The organism is Pseudaquabacterium terrae (genome assembly GCF_013266755.1).
Taxonomy (GTDB): Bacteria; Pseudomonadota; Gammaproteobacteria; order Burkholderiales; family Burkholderiaceae_C; genus Pseudaquabacterium; species Pseudaquabacterium terrae.
The window spans coordinates 135369-150433 of the sequence record NZ_JABRWJ010000004.1 but is presented as its reverse complement, the minus strand read 5'-3'; the positions used below and the strand labels follow the sequence as shown (position 1 = coordinate 150433).

At 70.5% G+C, this 15065-nt stretch carries 14 protein-coding genes; 10 read left to right on the top strand and 4 right to left on the bottom strand.

Annotation, left to right across the window (positions count from 1 at the left end; all coding sequences use genetic code 11):
• Positions 1-16: 16 nt before the first annotated feature.
• Entirely contained in the window at positions 17-1555 is a 1539-nt protein-coding gene (locus HLB44_RS37870; protein WP_281375164.1) for a methyl-accepting chemotaxis protein, read from the bottom strand.
• A gap of 224 nt (positions 1556-1779) precedes the next feature.
• Here HLB44_RS37870 and HLB44_RS13340 point away from each other — a divergent pair, with 224 nt between their 5' ends.
• Positions 1780-2961, top strand: a complete 1182-nt coding sequence (locus HLB44_RS13340; protein WP_173123198.1) for an acyl-CoA dehydrogenase family protein — start codon at positions 1780-1782, stop codon at positions 2959-2961.
• Between the two features lies 1 nt (position 2962).
• Positions 2963-4078 (top strand): acyl-CoA dehydrogenase family protein, encoded by a 1116-nt coding sequence (locus HLB44_RS13335; protein ID WP_173123196.1) that lies wholly within the window; start codon positions 2963-2965, stop codon positions 4076-4078.
• Between the two features lie 22 nt (positions 4079-4100).
• Here HLB44_RS13335 and HLB44_RS13330 read toward each other — a convergent pair whose 3' ends face one another.
• Positions 4101-5000 (bottom strand): LysR family transcriptional regulator, encoded by a 900-nt coding sequence (locus tag HLB44_RS13330; RefSeq protein WP_173123194.1) that lies wholly within the window; start codon positions 4998-5000, stop codon positions 4101-4103.
• 127 nt (positions 5001-5127) lie between these two features.
• Between HLB44_RS13330 and HLB44_RS13325 the strand changes: the two genes are divergently transcribed.
• The 6 genes from HLB44_RS13325 to HLB44_RS13300 all read left to right on the top strand — a co-directional run bounded on the left by HLB44_RS13325 (position 5128) and on the right by HLB44_RS13300 (position 9918).
• Positions 5128-5301 (top strand): hypothetical protein, encoded by a 174-nt coding sequence (locus tag HLB44_RS13325; protein ID WP_173123192.1) that lies wholly within the window; start codon positions 5128-5130, stop codon positions 5299-5301.
• A gap of 12 nt (positions 5302-5313) precedes the next feature.
• Entirely contained in the window at positions 5314-5694 is a 381-nt protein-coding gene (locus HLB44_RS13320) for a tautomerase family protein (protein WP_173123190.1), read from the top strand.
• A 36-nt stretch (positions 5695-5730) separates the two neighbouring features.
• Positions 5731-6711 (top strand): P1 family peptidase, encoded by a 981-nt coding sequence (locus HLB44_RS13315; protein WP_173123188.1) that lies wholly within the window; start codon positions 5731-5733, stop codon positions 6709-6711.
• Positions 6712-6736: 25 nt separating this feature from the next.
• Complete coding sequence (locus HLB44_RS13310; protein WP_173123186.1) at positions 6737-8104, top strand: alpha/beta fold hydrolase; 1368 nt, start codon at positions 6737-6739, stop codon at positions 8102-8104.
• A complete protein-coding gene (locus HLB44_RS13305; RefSeq protein ID WP_173123184.1) occupies positions 8104-8829 on the top strand; it encodes a pseudouridine synthase in 726 nt (241 codons plus the stop codon). Before HLB44_RS13310 ends, HLB44_RS13305 begins: the two co-directional genes overlap by 1 nt.
• Positions 8830-8934: 105 nt before the next feature.
• On the top strand, positions 8935-9918 hold the full coding sequence (locus HLB44_RS13300; protein WP_173123182.1) for a bifunctional riboflavin kinase/FAD synthetase: 984 nt from the start codon (positions 8935-8937) through the stop codon (positions 9916-9918).
• On the opposite strand, the gene HLB44_RS13295 is transcribed toward HLB44_RS13300, so the two are convergent.
• Positions 9890-10303, bottom strand: coding sequence for a VOC family protein (locus tag HLB44_RS13295; RefSeq protein ID WP_173123180.1), 414 nt, complete (start codon positions 10301-10303; stop codon positions 9890-9892). The genes HLB44_RS13300 and HLB44_RS13295 overlap by 29 nt on opposite strands.
• Positions 10304-10406: 103 nt before the next feature.
• Between HLB44_RS13295 and HLB44_RS13290 the strand changes: the two genes are divergently transcribed.
• Positions 10407-11051 (top strand): TetR/AcrR family transcriptional regulator, encoded by a 645-nt coding sequence (locus tag HLB44_RS13290; RefSeq protein WP_173123178.1) that lies wholly within the window; start codon positions 10407-10409, stop codon positions 11049-11051.
• A gap of 23 nt (positions 11052-11074) precedes the next feature.
• Here the strand turns inward: HLB44_RS13290 and HLB44_RS13285 are convergent, their stop codons facing one another.
• On the bottom strand, positions 11075-11920 hold the full coding sequence (locus tag HLB44_RS13285; RefSeq protein ID WP_173123176.1) for a MipA/OmpV family protein: 846 nt from the start codon (positions 11918-11920) through the stop codon (positions 11075-11077).
• A 166-nt stretch (positions 11921-12086) separates the two neighbouring features.
• Here HLB44_RS13285 and ileS point away from each other — a divergent pair, with 166 nt between their 5' ends.
• Positions 12087-14948, top strand: a complete 2862-nt coding sequence (ileS, locus tag HLB44_RS13280) for an isoleucine--tRNA ligase (RefSeq protein ID WP_173123174.1) — start codon at positions 12087-12089, stop codon at positions 14946-14948.
• Positions 14949-15065 lie beyond the last annotated feature (117 nt).

Below are 15065 nucleotides of genomic sequence, written 5' to 3'. Positions count from 1 at the left end.
GCGACTGCCGGGCTCGTCAAGCGGCGATCCTGAAGACCTGCATCGCCTGCGCAACCTGCGCGGCCTGAACCTTCAGGCTCTCGGCGGCGGCGGCACTTTCTTCGACCAGCGCGGCGTTCTGCTGCGTCACCCGGTCGAGCTGCGCCACCGCATCGCCGACCTGGCCGATGCCCTGGCTCTGCTCGGCGCTGGCGTGGCTGATCTCGTCGATCAGGTCGTTGACACGTTTGACCTGCGCGACGATCTCGCCCATCGTGCGGCCGGCTTCGTCGACCAGCGTGGTGCCGGACTCGACTTTGGTCGCGCTCTCGCCGATCAGCGTCTTGATCTCGCGCGCCGCCTGCGCGCTGCGCTGGGCCAGCGCCCGCACCTCGCCGGCGACGACCGCGAAGCCGCGGCCTTGTTCGCCGGCACGCGCGGCCTCGACGGCGGCGTTCAGCGCCAGGATGTTGGTCTGGAAGGCGATGCCGTCGATCACGCCGATGATGTCGGCGATCTTGCGCGAGCTGGCGTCGATCGCCTCCATCGTCGAGACCACCTTGCCGACCACCGCGCCGCCCTGCGCCGCGGCATCGGCCGCCTGCGCGGCGATCTGGCTCGCGGTGCGCGCGGTCTCGGCGTTTTGGCGCACGGTGGCGGTCAGTTCTTCCATCGACGACGCGGTCTGCTGCAGGTTGCTCGCCTGTTCTTCGGTGCGCTGGCTCAGGTCCGCATTACCGGTGGCGATCTGCGAGGACGCGGTGGCGATCGAATCGGTGCCCGCGCGCACCTGGCCGACGATGCCGACCAGGCTGTCGTTCATGCGCTTGAGCGCAGCGAGCAACTGGCCGGTCTCGTCGCGGGCGTTGCCATCGATGTGCTGGCGCAGGTCGCCGGTGGCCACCGATTCGGCGACCCTCACCGCCGCCGCGAGCGGCCGCACGATCGAACGCACCAGGCGCCACGACCACAACCCAGCCGCCAGCACGACCACGCCGGCGATCACCAGCGTGCGCCACAGCGCGGCGCGCGCCATCTCCTGGCTGCGCTGGTATTCGGCCGCGGCCGCCTCGAGCTGCACCTGCATCAGCGCCTCGACGACGCCGGCGATCGGGTCGATCACCGGGTACATGTCCTTGGCGGCGAAGCTGCGCAGGCCCTCGGTGTCACCGCCCTTGACCAGCGCGACCAGGCGCTTCACCGTGGCATCGGCCGCGCTCAGCAGCGGGCGGCCCTTGTCGATCAGCGTGCGCTCCTGCGCGTTGCGCTGCGTCTCGGTGAAGGCCTTCCATTGCGCATCGATCTGCGAGCGGGCCTCGGCGATCGCCTTCAATCCGGCGTCGGCGCTCATGCCGCCATCGCGCACCTTGTGTGCCGCATCGACGATGCCCACGGCATAACCGTCGGCGACGACCTTCAGCTGCTTCAGTGGAATCAGCCGCTCGTGGTAGAGCTGGCTCAGCGTGTGGCTCGACTGTTCGACGCGCACCACCGTCAAGGCCGCCGAGGCGACCAGCAGCGCGAGCAGCGCCGCCACCAGCAGGCCCAGGCGGGCCTTGATACTGATCCTGTTCATCGAGATCACACGCTCCGTACGACAACCACCATGGGGCGGCGAAGCTGGCATTGTGGGGAGACCTCGATGCGCGCAGTCGGGAAACTAGAGCGTGCTTTGCGGTGCAGTTCGACGTCCGTCCGGGCCGCGGCGCATCATGCAAACCCGGAGCTTGTCTCGATCGGGACAACTCGAAAGCGAACGGTCGTGCTAAAACTTGAGACGCTATTGCGCATGGAGACGCCATGGACCTGAACTTCACCGCGGAAGAACTGGCCTTCCGCAACGAAATCCACCAATGGGTGGCCGAAAGCCTGCCGCAGGACCTGAGCCACAAGGTGCTGAACTCGCTGCGCCTGTCGCGCGACGACCTGCAGCGCTGGGCCAAGATCCTCGGCAAGAAGGGCTGGCTCGGCTACGGCTGGCCGAAGCAGTTCGGCGGCCCGGGCTGGAACGCGGTGCAGAAGCACCTGTTCGAGGAAGAGTGCGCGCTGGCCGGCGCGCCGCGCATCGTGCCGTTCGGGCCGGTGATGGTGGCGCCGGTGATCATGGCCTTCGGCAATGCCGAGCAGCACAAGCGCTTCCTGCCCGGCATCGCGTCGGGCGAGGTGTGGTGGAGCCAGGGCTACAGCGAGCCCGGCTCGGGCTCGGATCTGGCGTCGCTGAAGACGCGCGCTGAAAGGGTCGGCGACAAGTACATCGTCAACGGCCAGAAGACCTGGACCACGCTCGGCCAGTACGGCGAATGGATCTTCTGCCTCGTGCGCACCAGCAGCGATGGCAAGCCGCAGACCGGCATCTCGTTCCTGCTGATCGACATGAAGTCGCCCGGCATCACCGTGCGGCCGATCATCACGATGGACGGCGAGCACGAGGTCAACGAAGTGTTCTTCGACAACGTCGAAGTGCCCGCCGAGAACCTGATCGGCGAGGAGAACAAGGGCTGGACCTACGCCAAGCACCTGCTGGCGCACGAACGCACCAACATCGCCGACGTCAACCGCGCCAAGCGCGAGCTCGAGCGCCTGAAGCGCACCGCGAAGACCGAAGGCCTCTACGACGACCAGCGCTTCCGCGACCAGATCGCGCTGCTCGAGGTCGACGTCGTCGCGCTGGAAATGATGGTGCTGCGCGTGCTATCGGCCGAAAAGAGCGGCAAGGCGAGCCTGGACATCGCCGGCCTGCTGAAGATCCGCGGCAGCGAGATCCAGCAGCGATACACCGAGCTGATGATGCTGGCCGCGGGCCCGTTCAGCGTGCCCTACGTGCACGAGGCGATGGAAGCCGGCTGGCAGGGCGACTTCGCCGGTGCCGCGCTGTGCGCGCCGCTGGCCGGCACCTACTTCAACATGCGCAAGACGACGATCTACGGCGGCAGCAACGAAGTGCAACGCAACATCGTCGCTCAAACCGTGCTGGGAGCCTGAGATGGACTTCGAATTCACCGACGACCAGGTCTCGCTGCGCGACGCGGTGACCCGCTGGGTCGACAAGGGCTTCACCTTCGAGCGCCGCCATGCGATCGCCAAGGCCGGCGGCCAGACGCGCGAGGTCTACACCGAGCTCGCCGAGCTGGGCCTGGCCGGCCTGGCGGTGCCCGAGGCGCACGGCGGCCTGAGCTTCGGCCCGGTCGAGGCGATGGTGGTGATGGAAGAGCTCGGCCGCGGGCTCGTCAACGCGCCGTATGCCGCCGCCGGGCTGATGGCGCCGGCGCTGCTGCAGGCCGGCTCGCCCGAGCTGCAGGCCGCGTGGCTGCCGAAGATCGCCGGCGCCGAAGTGCTGGTGGTCCCGGCCTGGGTCGAGCGCGGCGCGCGTTACCGGCTCGACCAGGTCACGACGACAGCCAAGGCCCAAGGCGCCGGCTACGCACTCAGCGGCCAGAAGAGCGTCGTGCCGGCGGCAGACGAGGCCGACGCCTTCATCGTGCCGGCGCAGCTCGACGGCGCGATCGCGCTGTTCCTGGTCGAGAAGTCGGCGCCCGGCGTCGAGGTCAAGGCCTATCCGACGCAGGACGGCGCGCGCGCCGGCGAGCTGAAGCTGGCCAATGCCACCGCGACGCTGATCACGAAGGACGGCGCCGCGGCGCTCGAGTTCGCCGCCGACGTCGGCATCGCCGCCGCCTGCGCCGAGGGCGTTGGCGTGATGGACAAGCTGGTCGCGCTGACGGTCGAGTACATGAACACGCGCAAGCAGTTCGGCACGACGCTGGCCACCTTCCAGGCCCTGCGCCACCGCATCGCCGACGTCAAGATGCAGCTCGAGCTGGGCCGCTCGATGAGCTACTTCGCGAGCCTGAAGCTCGGCGAGCCGGCACCGCAGCGCCGCCGCGCGCTGTCGCAGGCCAAGGTGCAGCTGGGCAACAGCATGCGCTTCGTCGGCCAGCAGTGCATCCAGATGCACGGCGGCATCGGCGTCACGGACGAGTACATCGGCAGTCACTACTTCAAGCGCCTGACGGTGCTGGAGATGACGCTCGGCGATACGCTGCATCACCTCGGCGAAGTGTCGGAGCGCATGCAGGACACCGCCGGCGTGTTCGCCTGACGGTCTCGGCGCAGCCGGTCGCTCAGGACCGGCCGCCGACCCACTCCGCGAAGTAGTCGATGCAGGCGCGGATCTTCGGCAGCCGCTGCCGCGCGCTCGCCGTCACCGCGTAGATCGGCACCGGCTGCGGGTCGCAGTAGTCGGCCAGCACCGGCACCAGCCGCTGCTGCTGCACCAGCGGCTCGGCCACCAGCGTCGCCAGCCGGCCGATGCCCAGGCCCTGCAGCACCATGTTCGCCGCGAGCCCTGTGTCGTTGGTGCGCCAGTCGCCTTCGACCGGCATCTTCAGTGCCCGGCCGTCGACGATGAACGGCCAGTGGTTCAGCTGCGGCGCCGCGGTGTTGGCCACCAGCCGGTGGCGGCGCAGCTCGTCCGGACGCGCCGGCAGCCCGGCCTGCGCGGCATACGCCGGCGCCGCGTACAGCCCGCGGCCGAGCGCGCCGATCTGGCGCGCGATCATCGTGTCCTGCAGCGCGTTCGAGGTGCGGATCGCGATGTCGATGCCTTCGCGCGCCATGTCGGCCAGGCGATCGCTGACCTCGAGCTCGACGCGCAGCTTCGGATGCCGCTCCGCGAGTCCGGTCAGGCTGGGCAGCAGCAGGTACTGCGCGATCACCGTGCTCGCCGCCACCCGCACCAGCCCGCTCGCCTCGCGCGCCTGGCTCGCGAATTCACCCTCCAGCGACTCGATCGTCGTCGTCAGCCGGTGGCAGTAGTCGAGGAAGGTCTCGCCTTCGGCCGTCAGCGCCAGCGCATGGGTCGAGCGATGCACCAGCCGCGCGCCGCAAGTCTTCTCGATGCGGGCCAGCGCCCGCGAGACCTGGCTGACGGGCACGTCGCGCTCGCGCGCCACCGCCGACAAGGTGCCGAGCGCGGCGACGCGCGCGAAGAGTTTCAGGTCGTCGAAAGCGAGCTCGTCCATGGGGTGGGATCGTAGGGGCGGCGGGTCCGGTGTTGCGCGCGATGCAAGACCGATTTGGTCCGGGCGCCGTTTCCGGCGATCGGGTCGCTGCCTAGAGTGGCTGCACTGACCCCATCAAGGAAGCGCCATGAACCCCCAAGCTCCTCTGCAACTGCTGACCCCGCACCGGCGCGACGCCGTGTCCCGCGCCGCCCGCGCCCGTGCCACGCAACTGCGCGACGAAGCCCAGGACCGCTTCTGGGCCGCCGTCGGCCGGACGCTGCGCCAGGCGATTGCCGCTGCCCGAACCCTCGCCCACTGACCGGAGCCCTCGATGCCCTTCGTCACCCTCACCGTGCGCGAGCAGCGCGCACCCGCCTTCAAGAACGCGCTGCTCGATGCCGTGCATGCCGCGCTCGTCGCCACCGGCGTGCCGCAGGCCGACCGCTTCCAGCGCGTGATCGAGCTGCCGGCCGAGAACTTCCGCTTCGATGCACGTTATCCGGACCTCGAACGCGACCGCGGCGAGCACTTCGCGGTGATCGAGATCTTCTGGTCGGCCGGCCGCAGCGTGAAGGTCAAGCGCGGTCTGCTGCAGGACCTGATGACGCGGCTCGCGGCGCAGGACATCGACACCGAGCAGGTGATGGTCTGCTTCAAGGAAACGTCCTGGGAGAACTGGTCCTTCGGCGGTGGGCGGCTGCTGCACGCGTGACGGCGTGAGGAGTGCGGCCGCTGATAAGCTGGCCGCATGCATCCCGGAAGCCTCGTCGACGTCGCCGGCCTGAAGGTCGGGCACTTCACCGATCCGCGGCGGCCGACGGGCTGCAGCGTCGTGCTCTGCGAAGCCGGCGCGACCTGCGGGGTCGACGTGCGCGGCGCGGCACCCGGCACGCGCGAGACCGACCTGCTCGACCCGCGCAACGTCATCGAACACGTGCATGCGGTGCTGTTGTCGGGCGGCAGCGCGTTCGGCCTGGCCGCTGCTGATGGCGTGATGCGCTGGCTCGAGGAGCGCGGCGTCGGCATCGAAGTGGGTCCAGCCCGCGTGCCGATCGTGCCGGCAGCGGTGCTGTTCGACCTCTGGCTCGGTGATGCGCGCATCCGCCCCGACGCGGCCGCCGGGCATGCGGCGTGCGCCGCGGCGAGCGCGGCCGCCCCGGCGCAAGGCTCGGTCGGCGCCGGCGCGGGCGCGACGGTCGGCAAGCTGTTCGGCATCCAGCATGCGATGAAGGGCGGCATCGGCAGCGCGTCGATCCGCGTCGGCGCGATCACCGTCGCCGCGCTGGTCGCCGTCAACGCGATCGGCGACGTGATCGACCCCGCGACCGGCCGCATCGTCGCCGGCGCGCGCGCCGACGATGGCCGAACGCCGCGCGACAGCATGGCCGCGATCCGCTCCGGCGCGCTGCCCGCACGCCTGCTCGACGGCATGGCGACGACGATCGGCGTCGTCGCCACCGACGCGCGCCTGACCAAGGCGCAGGCCAGCAAGCTGGCCTCGATGGCCCACGACGGCCTGGCCCGCAGCATCAACCCGGTCCACACGCTGACCGACGGCGACACGCTGTTCGCGCTGGCCACCGGCACCAGCGGCCGGCCCGGCCACCTGACGGTGCTGGGCGCGCTGGCCGCCGAAGTCACCGCCCGCGCAGTGATCAATGCCGTGCGCGCGGCCCACGGGCTGGATGACCCGCCGCTGCCGGCCGCGCGTGATCTCGGCCTGGCCTGAAAGACAACAAGAGGAGACTGAACCCATGAGACTTGCCCGCCGTTCCCTGCTGCTGTTGATCCCGGCGCTGCTCGCCGCCTGTGCGGCGAGCCCGCCGCCCGCGAGCACGCTGCCGCCGATCGTCTTCGTGCATGGCGATGGCGCCACCGCCGCGCTATGGACGACGACGCTGTGGCGCTTCGAGTCGAACGGCTGGCCGCGCGCGCGTCTGCATGCGGTCGACTTCCCGTATCCGCTGGCACGCGACGACGATGCCAAGGAACAGCCCGGGCGCAGCTCGTCCACCGAGCAACGCGACCACCTGGCCGCCGAAGTGCAGCGGGTGCTGAAGGCGACCGGCGCCGACAAGGTCGTGCTGATCGGCAATTCGCGCGGCGGCAATGCGATCCGCAACTACATCCAGAACGGCGGCGGCGATCGCACCGTCTCGCACGCCATCCTCGGCGGCACGCCGAACCACGGCGCATGGGCGCATGCCGGCTTCCGCCCGGGCAACGAGTTCAACGGCGCCGGGCCTTTCCTCACCGCGCTGAATGCGCCCAAGGGCCCGAACGGTGACGAGGTCACGCCCGGCGTGCGCTGGCTCACCGTGCGCTCGGACAACAACGACAAGTACGCGCAGCCCGATGGCGTGTGGATCGGCGCCAAGGGCACGCCGACCAACGTGACCTTCGACGGGCCGGCCTTGAAGGGCGCGACCAACGTCGTGCTGCCCGGGCGCGACCACCGCGAGGTCAGCTATCACGCGTTGGCCTTCGCCGCGGCCCATGAATTCATCACCGGCCGCGCGCCGTCGATCACGACGATAACGTCCGAACAGAGCGTCACCCTCGACGGCAAGGTCTCCGGCCCGGGACCGGGCGGCCCGACGAATCTGCCGCTGGCCGGCGCGAAGGTCGCGGTCTACGCGGTCGATGCCGGCACCGGCGCACGGCGCGGCGCCGCGCTGGTCGACAAGAGCGTCGACGCCGATGGCCGCTGGGGACCGCTGGTCACCGATTCGTCAACGGCGCTCGAATTCGTCATCAGCGCGCCCGGGCTGGCGACGACGCACGTCTACCGCTCGCCGTTCCTGCGCTCGTCGGACATCGTGCACCTGCGCGCCGAGCGGCTGGCCGATGCCGACAAGGACGCCGCGGCGGTGGTCACGCTGGCGCGCCCGCGCGGCTACTTCGGCCTGCCGCGCGACCAGATCGCCTTCGACGGGCTGCAGCCGGCACCCGGCATTCCACCGGGCGTCGCCGGCGTGTCCTCGTCGAAGCTCAAGCTGCGCGTCGCGCCGGGCCGGCCGGTGACCGCCGACTATCGCAGCGGCGACATCACCGAGCGGCTGATCGGCACCGCCTGGCCGGCGCGCGACAACCACGTCGTGCTGTTCGAGCTGCACCACTGATGGCGGGTACCAAGAAGGCCGGCGCGACGCAGCGCCTCGACGACATCCTGTTCTCGCAGGGCTTCGGTACGCGGCGCATCGTCGCCGGCCTGATCGATGCCGGGCTGGTGCGCGTCGGCGGCAAGGTGGTCAGCGACCCGGGCGAGCGCTTTCCGACCGAAGGGCTCCAGTTCGAGGTCGAGAGCCAGCCGTGGACCTATCACGCGAAGGCCCTGGTATTGCTGCACAAGCCCGCCGGCTACGAGTGCTCGCAGAAACCTTCCGCCTGGCCGAGCGTGCTGCTGCTGCTCCCCGCCCCGCTGCGCCAGCGCGGCGTGCAGCCGATCGGCCGGCTCGACCAGGACACCACCGGCCTGCTGCTGCTGACCGATGACGGCGCGCTGATCCACCGCCTGACGAGCCCGAAGAAGCAGGTGCCGAAGGTCTACGAGATCAGCACCGACCGGCCCGTCGAGCCGAAACAGGTGGCGCAGCTGCTGGCCGGCGTCGTGCTCGACGACGACCCGCGGCCGGTGCTGGCCGAAGGCTGCGAGATCACCGGCGAGCGCGCGTTGCGGCTGACGCTGGTGCAGGGCAAGTACCACCAGGTCAAGCGCATGGTCGCGGCGGTCGGCAACCATGTGGTCGGCCTGCATCGCAGCCGCTTCGGCGCGCTCGAACTGCCCGCCGACCTGGCGCCCGGGCGCTGGCAATGGCTCGACGGCCCGCAGGTCATCACCGGCTAGGATGCGGCCCCCACGCTCACTCCGTTCGCTGCCCCCCGAGGGGGCGCGTCAGTGCCTTCGGGCGGCCGGGCGGCACTGACCGGCGCGAGGATCACAATCCGCACGATGCGAGTCTTCCGCGGCTTCCACCATCCCGGCCTGGCAAGCGCCTGCGCGCTGACGATCGGCAACTTCGACGGCGTGCACCGCGGCCACCAGGCGATGCTGGCGCTGCTGACCAACGAGGCGCGGCACCGGAATCTCGCGAGCTGCGTGATGACCTTCGAGCCGCATCCGCGCGACTACTTCGCCCGGCTGGCGGGCAAGCCGGAATCTGCACCGGCGAGGATTGCGACGCTGCGCGACAAGCTGAGCGAGCTCGAACGCTGCGGCGTCGACCAGGTCGTCGTGCTGCGCTTCGACGCGGCGTTCGCCGGGCAAAGTCCACAGGCCTTCATCGACGACGTGCTGCTGGCCGGCCTGCATGCACGTTATGTGCTCGTCGGCGACGACTTCCGCTTCGGCGCGCGCCGCGCCGGCGACTATGCGATGCTCGATGCGGCAGGCTGCGGCCAAGGCTTCGACGTCGCGCGCATGCTGAGCTACGAGGTGCACGGGCTGCGCGTGTCGTCGTCCGCGGTGCGCGAGGCACTGGCCGCCGGCGACATGGAACGCGCCGCGTCGCTGCTCGGCCGGCCGTACAGCATCAGCGGCCATGTCGTGCACGGCCGCAAGCTCGGCCGCGAGCTCGGCTTTCGCACGCTGAACCTGCGCTTTCCGCATCCGAAGCCGGCGGCGATGGGCATCTTCGTCGTGCGCGTGCAGGGCCTGGGCGACATGCCGCTGGCCGGCGTCGCCAGCCTGGGCGTGCGCCCGACCGTCGAGGATGCCGGCCGCGTGCTGCTCGAGGTGCATTGCCTCGACTGGCCGCTGGCGCCGGAAGCCGGCTACGGCCGCGTGCTGCAGGTCGAGCTGCTGCACAAGCTGCACGACGAGCTGAAATACCCATCGCTCGATGCGCTGCGCGCCGGCATCACGCGCGACGCCGCCGACGCGCGCGCCTGGTTCGCGGCCGAGACGTCTACTTCGACGCCATCTTTCCGCCGTTGACCAGCCACGGCGTGCCGAAGCGGTCGGTCACCATGCCGAAGATCTCGACCCAGAAGGTCGGCTCCAGCGGCATGCCGACGCTGCCGCCGGCGGCCAGCGCATCGAAGACGCGCCGGGCCTCGGCCACCGTGTCGAAGGCCAGCGTGACGCCGAAGTCCGACATGCCCTTGTAGGGCTGGCCCGGCATCGTGTCCGAGGCCATCAGCGAATGGCCATTGACGTCGAGGTGCGCATGCATCACGCGCTCGCCGGCCTCGGGCGGGGTCGGCATCTCGGGCACGTCCTTGAAGCGCATCAGGTCCAGCTTGCCGCCGAACACCGACTGGTAGAAGGCCATCGCCTCGGCGGCGTTGCCGTTGAAATTCAGGTACGGACGAAAGTGCATCGTGAACTCCGGTGAGGTGGGTGACGCGGTGTTTGTGTACACCGTCCACAAATCATGGCAGACATAATGGACAGTGTCCACATAGCCCTGCACCGCTCATCGAATGCCGACCCGACGCGCCCCGCCACCGACGCGCAGCGCCTACCGCCATGGCGACCTGCGGCGCGCGCTGCTCGAAGCCGGCATCGATCTGGCGCGCGAAGGCGGCCCCGCCGCGGTGCTGCTGCGCGAGGCCACGCGCCGCGCCGGCGTCGTGCCGAACGCCGCCTACCGGCACTTCGCGAGCCGCGACGACCTGCTGGCCGCCGTGCGCGAGGCCGCGGTGGCGATGGTCGCGCGCGCGATGGAGCACGAGCTGGCGGCGCTGGGGGCGCCCAAGACTTCGGCGCGCTATGCGCACGCGACGCTGCGCGCGGTCGGCGCGGGTTACCTGCGCTTCGCGCGCGATGAGCCAGGGCTGTTCCAGACCGCGTTCAAGCGCCAGTTCGACCCGTCCGTGCCGGCCGGCCCGACGTCAGCGGGCGACAGCGGCCTCGGGCCGTTCGGGCTGCTGTGCAGCGCGCTCGATCGCATGGTGGCCGCCGGCGCGCTGCCGCCCGCGCGCCGGCCGGGTGCGGAGTTCCTGGCCTGGTCGGCCGTGCATGGCCTGGCGATGCTGACCATCGAAGGCCCGCTGAGCGGCGTGCCCGATCCGATGCTCGATGGCCTGGCCGAACGCCTGCTGTCGATGGTCGAACGTGGGTTGTAGGGCCTGCGCCAGGCGTGCCGCCGTCAGAATCGCCAGGCCAGACCGGCACCCAGGCTCCAGCTCGACGGGCGGCGCGTCAGCGGGCTGTCGGCGGCCGGCCCGACCAGGCGCGACACGCCGGCATTCGCGAAACCGACCCAGCGCGGGCCGAAGCTGGTGCGCAGCCCGACGTTGGCGCCGACGTCGCGCAGTCCCGACCCCGGGCGGTACACCGGATGGCCCGAGCGCGCACTCTCCGCTTCGCTGACGCCGAAATAGCTCTGCAGGTAGCGGGCGTTGCTCCAGGTCGCACCGATGCCGGCGCTGGCCTGCACGGTGGGGGTCAGCGCCCAGCCGTGATTCAGGCCGACGTCGACGTAGCTGCCGCCGTCGCGGCCGAGCAGGTCCGGATTCCAACCGGCGCGCAATTGCCAGCCCGCGCCGAGATCGCGCGACACACCGAGCCGGCCCCGCAGCGTGGTGCGGCGCTTGTCGAGCCCGGCGAGCAGCGGGTCGCTGCCCGGATCGCGGCCGCCGGCAAAGCGCAGCGACAGGCTGACGCGGAAGTCGTCGCGCTGCACCAGCTCGGCGGCCAGCCCGCCGCGCGTCGTCTCGTCCTGCGAGCGCGTCGCGAAGCCGCCGGTGGTGGTGACGCTGAAGCGGCCGTAACGCAGGAACAGCCCGGGCGCGATGCGCGTGCGCTTGTCCTCGGCGCCGGCGTAGGTCGGCCCATGGCGCAGCACCAGGCCGATCGCGCCTTCCCAGGTGGCCGCCGGCTTGGCCTCTTCATCGGCCCGGGCAGCGCCCGGCAGCAGCAGTCCCGCGAGCAACGCAGCGACTGCCGGCGTTGCGGGGCGGCTGGCTAGAATCGGCACCATGGCATTGTGCATGGTCCCCTCCCAGATGCCGCGCGGTCACGCCGCCACGCGCCGGCAGACCACGCGCGATCGAATTCGGCGTTCGCTCGTCTGAGTGCCAACGCGGCGCCTGGGCGCCGCGCTTTCCGACTCCTCCAACGATGCGTGCGCCGGCACCTGCTCCGGCGCGAAAGCCGCCATGACCGAATCGACCGCCCCCACCGACTACCGATCGACGCTGAACCTGCCCGACACCCCGTTCCCGATGCGCGGCGACCTCGCGCAGCGTGAGCCCGGCTGGGTCAAGGCTTGGGCAGACGAAGGCCTGTACAAGCGCCTGCGCGATGCGCGCCACGGCGCGCCGAAGTTCATCCTGCACGACGGCCCGCCCTATGCCAACGGCCAGATCCACATGGGTCACGCCGTCAACAAGGTGCTCAAGGACATGATCGTCCGGGCGCGCCAGCTCGCCGGCTTCGACGCTCAGTACGTGCCGGGCTGGGATTGCCACGGCCTGCCGATCGAGAACGCGATCGAGAAGGCGCACGGCCGCAACCTGAGCCGTGACGACATGCAGGCCAGGAGCCGCGCCTACGCCACCGAGCAGATCGCGCAGCAGATGGCCGACTTCCAGCGCCTGGGCGTGCTCGGCGAGTGGGAGCGGCCCTATCGCACGATGGACTTCGCCAACGAGGCCGGCGAGATCCGCGCCTTCAAGCGGGTGATCGAGCGCGGCTTCGTTTACCGCGGCTTGAAGCCGGTGTACTGGTGCTTCGACTGCGGCTCGTCGCTGGCCGAGTTCGAGATCGAGTACGCCGACAAGAAGAGCCAGACGCTGGACGTCGCCTTCCCCTGCGCCGAGCCGGAGCGGCTGGCCGCCGCCTTCGGCCTGCCGGCGCTCGACAAGGACGCCTTCATCGTCATCTGGACCACGACCGCGTGGACCATCCCCGCGAACCAGGCGCTGAACCTGAATCCGGCCCTCGACTACGCGCTCGTCGACACGCCCAAGGGCCTGCTGGTGCTGGCCGAATCGCTGGTCGACAAGTGCCTGGAACGTTACGGCCTGACCGGCACGGTGCGCGCGGTCACCGCCGGCGAGAACCTGGGCGGCATCGCTTTCCGCCATCCGCTCGGCGCCGTGCACCCGGGCTACGACCGGCCGAGCCCGGTGTACCTCGCCGAGTACGCGACCGCCGACGACGGCACCGGCATCGTGCACTCGTCGCCGGCTTATGGCCTCGACGACTTCCAGTCCTGCGTCGCGCACGGCATGAAGGTCGACGAGATCCTGAATCCGGTGCAGGGCAACGGCGCCTATGCGCCGGACTTCCCGCTCTTCGGCGGCCAGCACATCTGGAAGGCGGTGCCGGCGATCCTCGACGCCTTGCGCGACGCCGGTCGGCTGCTGCACACGACGACGATCACGCACAGCTACCCGCACTGCTGGCGCCACAAGTCGCCGGTGATCTACCGCGCCGCGGCGCAGTGGTTCATCCGCATGGATGAAGGCCCGGGCGTCTTCACCAAGGACAAGGCGCCGAAGACGCTGCGCCAGATGGCGCTCGACGCCATCGACCAGACCGGCTTCTATCCGGAGAACGGCCGCGCGCGACTGCGCGACATGATCGCCAACCGGCCCGACTGGTGCATCTCGCGCCAGCGCAGCTGGGGCGTGCCGGTGCCCTTCTTCCTGCACAAGGACACGGGCGAGCTGCATCCGCGCACGATGGAGATCCTCGACCAGGCCGCGGCCATCGTCGAGCAGGGCGGCATCGAGGCCTGGAGCCGCGCCACCGCTGAAGCCATCCTCGGCCCCGACGACGCGCCGCACTACACCAAGAGCAGCGACATCCTCGAGGTCTGGTTCGACTCCGGCTCGACCTTCCGGCACGTGCTGCGCGGCACGCATGCCGAGCAGCACGGCAGCCTGGGCTACCACGAGAGCGGCCCCGAGGCCGACCTGTACCTCGAAGGCCACGACCAGCACCGCGGCTGGTTCCACTCGTCGCTGCTGCTGGCCTGCGCGCTCGAAGGCCGCGCGCCCTACCGCGGCCTGCTGACGCACGGGTTCACCGTCGACAGCCAGGGCCGCAAGATGAGCAAGTCACTCGGCAACGGCATCGAGCCGCAGGTGGTGAGCAAGAAGCTGGGCGCCGAGATCATCCGGCTGTGGGTCGCGGCCAGCGACTATTCGGGCGACATCGCCGGCGACGACAAGATCCTCGCCCGCGTCGTCGATGCCTACCGCCGCATCCGCAATACGCTGCGCTTCCTGCTCGCCAATACCAGCGACTTCGATCCGGCGAAAGATGCCGTCGCGCCGGGCGAGCTGCTGGAGATCGACCGCTGGGCGCTGGCGCGCGCGGCGCAGTTCCAGGCCGAGGTGCTGGCGCACTACACCATCTACGAGTTCCACCCGGTGGTCGCCAAGCTGCAGGTGTTCTGCTCCGAGGACCTGGGCGCGTTCTACCTCGACGTGCTGAAGGATCGCCTCTACACCACCGCGCCGAAGAGCCTGGCGCGGCGCAGCGCGCAGACCGCGCTGTGGCAGATCACGCACGCGATGCTGCGCTGGATGGCGCCCTTCCTCAGCTTCACGGCCGAGGAAGCGTGGAAGGTGTTCGGCGGCGGCACGACGATCTTCACCGAGACCTACTGGACCTTCGACGCGGGCTTGGCCGCCGACCAGGCGCTGCTGCAGAAGTGGGCCCGCATCCGCGAGGTGCGCGAGGCGGTCAACAAGGCGATCGAAGAAGTGCGCTCGGCCGGCGCGGTCGGCAGCTCGCTGCAGGCCACCGTGCGCGTCACGGCGCCGGCCGAGACGCAGGCGCTGCTGGCCACGCTGGGCGAGGACCTGAAGTTCGTCTTCATCACCTCGGCGGCATCGATCGCCGCAGGCGAGGCGCTGGCGGTCGAGGTCACGCCGTCGACGGCGACCAAGTGCGAGCGCTGCTGGCACTACCGCGACGACGTCGGCCACGACCCCGCGCAGCCGACCCTCTGCGGCCGCTGCACCAGCAACCTGGCCGGCAGCGGCGAGAGCCGCAAAGTCGCGTGAGCCGCGCAGTCCCTTCGTCGATCTGACCGGAACCTCCCTCTCGGAGGGAGGCCGGTGGGAGCTGTCCTTCGAGCTGGAGCCCCCTCCCGGAGGGGGCTCGGGGGAGCGGAATGTTCT